Genomic DNA, 3,657 nt, shown 5'->3' on the forward strand with positions numbered 1-3,657 from the left:
CACTGAAATCACTCCTAGACCGATTCTATCAGACACACACTATATGTCCAAATCGATTAGGGGGCTTAATAGCGATCTCGATTAGATTGTTCACTGTTGTTGCCCCCTTACAACCTGAATAAAGAGTTCTTCTAGGTCGGTATCGTGTTCTATGGGTCCCTGGTAGCGCAGGTGTCCCTCGCTGATGATTCCCACATGGTCCACCACTTGGGCCACTTCTGTGAGAACATGGCTGGAAAGAATGACAGTAATGCCCATTCTTGGAAAGGACCTCACCAATCCCCTAAGCTCTTGGATACCCAAAGGGTCAAGTCCGTTGGTGGGTTCATCCAAGATCAAGAGTTCAGGTTTACCCAGCAGTGCAATGGCAATGCCTAAGCGCTGCTTCATTCCGGTGGAAAACCTTGATACCGGCTTACTCTCTGTGCCTTTGAGGTTAACCAAGTCTAGGACACGATCAATCTCTGTCTTGGGTAAGCCCATGATAGTTGTGTGGATCAAGAGGTTCTCTTCTGCTGTCAGATTGCCGTAGAGCGCAGGCTCTTCAATTAGGGCCCCGATGCGCTGTAAATGATGCCGCTGCCAAGGTTCGCCAAAGAGTTGGATTTTCCCAGCATCAGGGCGAATCAGTCCTGTAAGCAGTTTGAGAGTAGTTGATTTGCCGGCACCATTGGGGCCTAAGAGACCGTAAATGCTCCCTGCGGGTATTTCGAGGGCTAGATTGTTTACACTAAGCTGCCTGCCGTAATGCTTTGTCAAGCCGCTAGTTTGGATAATGAAATGCGACATTCGACCACCCCTTTGCAGGCTATTTAATTTTAGTGTAATGGGGAGGTATCAAGAAACTATAAAGAAGGCGATAGGTTTCTATGCAGACGCTCGGGCCGGGTTCGTATTGGCTCACGGAAAAGAGGCAGTCTAGGGAGGGATTGGCAACACAGCGGAGGAAAATACGTGGTGGAGGAACGCAGCATCAGGATACTTGGCCATGGTGGAGACTGTGAGAGAGTTCAGGGGCGAATGAGGGGGAATGAAAGGCTGGAGGGTATGGAGGTAGTGGTATCTGATGTCGGTTATTCATTTCAGGTGCGGGATATGGTTAAGTGGGTGGTCGAGTGAAGGTTATGAACGTCATATTTGATATCGGCAATGTGCTCCTAAGCTTTCAGCCCAAGGAGTATCTCAGGAGCCTGGGATTAAGTGACGAAGAGGTGGAGCTTTACAATAGAATCGTTTTCAGGAGCAAGGTGTGGGTAGATCTCGATCGAGGGGTCATTGATGAGGGTGAGGCGGTGGCTCAATTAACCGCTATATATTCGCAGTATGCCTGGGGGATCGAGCGGGTTTTCGCCGACTGGTATGCTATGTTTATCCCTTTGGAGGGAGTAAAGCTTTTGCCCAAGCTGAAAGGGGTCGGCTATAGACTGTATGCTTTGTCTAATTTCCATAGGGAAGCCTTTCGCCATGTGAGAAATAAGCATGATTGGTTTGACCTCTTTGACGGTATGGTTATTTCCTATGAGGTGCATGCAGTCAAACCGGAGCCGGAGATATATCAGGTGCTGATTGACCGGTACGGAATTAACCCCTGGGAGAGTGTTTTCATAGATGATGTGAAGGAGAATATAGATGGGGCGCGGGATTTTGGGTTTCATACGATTCATCATACTTCCTTTGAGAAGACGGTGGGGGAGTTGAGGAAGTTCGTCGGTCTAGGATCTTAAGTGTCGCAACACTGACAGGAAACGGAATTTCTGAATTTGCACGGAAGGTCATAGAAGTCAAAGGAGGGGTTCCAAAGCAATACAGAAGCGCATTTTAGTCCTGCTAAACACCAAGAATGTAGCGGAGGGGTTGGCGAAAAGAAGATGTGGATATCTTTCCTGTTAACCTTGATTCAAGGCGAGTGTTTCTGCGGTTATTTTGCGTAGTCAAAGCGATAAGTGAATGATGGGACTCAGTATTAGGAAGAGTGCTAAGTATGTCGAAAGAAAGACTACGAATATGAAAAAATGGCCCATTCTGTTGGAAGAAGGGGCCACTCTGAAATTGCATACAGTTTCCCTTTCGCCCGATTGAGGCTGTTTGCGCAAGGAAACTTCGCTTGTGGTCTAGCCCGTGGTGTATTATTCCAGTATTTCAGATATAGTTATAGCAACGGTGTCCTCATATCCACCCGCAATGAGTCCTTCCCAACCGTCCCAGTCATCATACATCCAGCCAGGCTTCTTGCCGGGGTCAGGATCTGGAGTATATTCTATCCATAATTTGCCTGACTGGCAAAAGAGAGTGTTCGGACCCCATTTGGTATTGCGCGTCACCTTAGTGTCAATGCCTTCGGGATTTGACCCAAGTCTCTTGGGCTTAAAGGTATAGCTAGTTGTGTCGTCTCCAGGGCTCTTGACCCTGTATGTGAAGTATTTGTCAGGACGGAAGTTTTCATAGAGTCCTGACTGAGTCGTAGTGTAAAAGCCTAAAGATTCGAAAGTTATGTTGACAGGGGTGTTTGCATGGACTGTCCACTCAGCCTCGTTCGACTTAATGAACTCAGTTGGGTTTGTAATATCCAGGTTGATAGCTTCATTCAAGGTTCTTACCTCAGCCCATCCAGAGACGGATATCTGGACGTCTACTTCCCCCCGTAGATCTCCCCCTACACTTGCTTGCACAGTCAGCGCCATAGAAAGCACTAGAAATAAAGTCAACGGTAGACCAAATTTCATTATTGAAGATACCTCCTTCGACAGTCTTTCTCCTTACCATTTCAAATATGTCATCTGGCCATTTCAGGGATAGTTGAGAAATCACCCCCTAGCTCAGCTTGTTGAAAGATCCAAACTTTGTGTCTACCATAACTTAAGGGAGTTAGAAGAGTCTCAAAGTATATTCAAAAAACCTAACTATTGCCTGTGGTGCATCTCTATATTGTCTGGCATTCGTGTCCGGGTACGCAAAGAAACGTCAACTTGCCTCAAGCAATATGCCTACCTCGCGAGAAATTGAGGCTTTTTCAGCGAAGCTCCCTTGGTGTTTGGCTTTCTTAGGGTTCTACAACTGTGGTAGACACGTATAGCCAACGATACTCGCATTCCATGCGTTCCCTGCATAGGCAAAGTGCTTGTGAGCCTTTATCAGTCCTTTATAACTTAGCAAGTGTAGGGGATAGTAAAGAAAAAGAGGCCATTGCACACGGTCCCAAGGGCGGAATTCCAAGTGATTCCCATAGGGGGAGGCGAGAAGAATAGCACTATTCGCAGATGCTTTTTGAGACAAGTTTGATTCCTGCTCAATATAGTAAACTCAGGTTTAAGAATACTGAGTAGTACTGACTGTAGCTGGTGAACTAAGTTTTGAATGTCGAGACTCCTGTTGTTAGTGGTGTTAACGGCTGCAGGAAGCTATATAGAGATTTTCAAAACCAAAAGATTAAGATTTGGGTTAATCTGAGCTAAAACCTATGAGCGTTAGCCCGAGTTAAGGAGACTACTACATGGGAAACAGTGTTAATGAAATGACTCGAACTACGCGTTCGGTTTTCCTTGCGCTGTTCGATTTCGGTGCGCAGGACCTCAGCAAGGAACTCCTCTTGGTCCACTGGCTGGCCTCGGCATCTCGTATGAGGGCATCGGTCTGAGTCAGCGTTGGCAACCTTAGCTC

At 46.8% G+C, this 3,657-nt stretch carries 4 protein-coding genes; 2 read left to right on the forward strand and 2 right to left on the reverse strand.

Annotated features, from left to right (window positions below; genetic code table 11):
* Positions 1–90: 90 nt before the first annotated feature.
* The gene (locus GX030_03180; protein NLV91382.1) at positions 91–789 is read right to left on the reverse strand and encodes a lantibiotic protection ABC transporter ATP-binding protein; all 699 of its coding nucleotides are present in this window, start codon (positions 787–789) and stop codon (positions 91–93) included.
* Positions 790–954: 165 nt separating this feature from the next.
* On the opposite strand from GX030_03180, the gene GX030_03185 reads away from it, so the two are divergent.
* The gene (locus GX030_03185; protein NLV91383.1) at positions 955–1,119 is read left to right on the forward strand and encodes a hypothetical protein; all 165 of its coding nucleotides are present in this window, start codon (positions 955–957) and stop codon (positions 1,117–1,119) included.
* Positions 1,120–1,124: 5 nt separating this feature from the next.
* Positions 1,125–1,724, forward strand: a complete 600-nt coding sequence (locus GX030_03190; protein NLV91384.1) for an HAD family phosphatase — start codon at positions 1,125–1,127, stop codon at positions 1,722–1,724.
* Between the two features lie 402 nt (positions 1,725–2,126).
* On the opposite strand, the gene GX030_03195 is transcribed toward GX030_03190, so the two are convergent.
* A complete protein-coding gene (locus tag GX030_03195) occupies positions 2,127–2,723 on the reverse strand; it encodes a hypothetical protein (protein ID NLV91385.1) in 597 nt (198 codons plus the stop codon).
* Positions 2,724–3,657 lie beyond the last annotated feature (934 nt).

This window comes from Bacillota bacterium, from assembly GCA_012727955.1.
GTDB lineage: Bacteria > Bacillota > Limnochordia > DTU087 > JAAYGB01 > JAAYGB01.

Excerpts from the sequence above, each read along its gene's own strand:
- GX030_03180 (NLV91382.1), bottom strand. The coding sequence starts at position 789 with ATGTCGCATTTCATTATCCAAACTAGCGGCTTGACAAAGCATTACGGC.
- GX030_03190 (NLV91384.1), top strand. The coding sequence starts at position 1,125 with ATGAACGTCATATTTGATATCGGCAATGTGCTCCTAAGCTTTCAGCCC.
- GX030_03195 (NLV91385.1), bottom strand. The coding sequence starts at position 2,723 with ATGAAATTTGGTCTACCGTTGACTTTATTTCTAGTGCTTTCTATGGCG.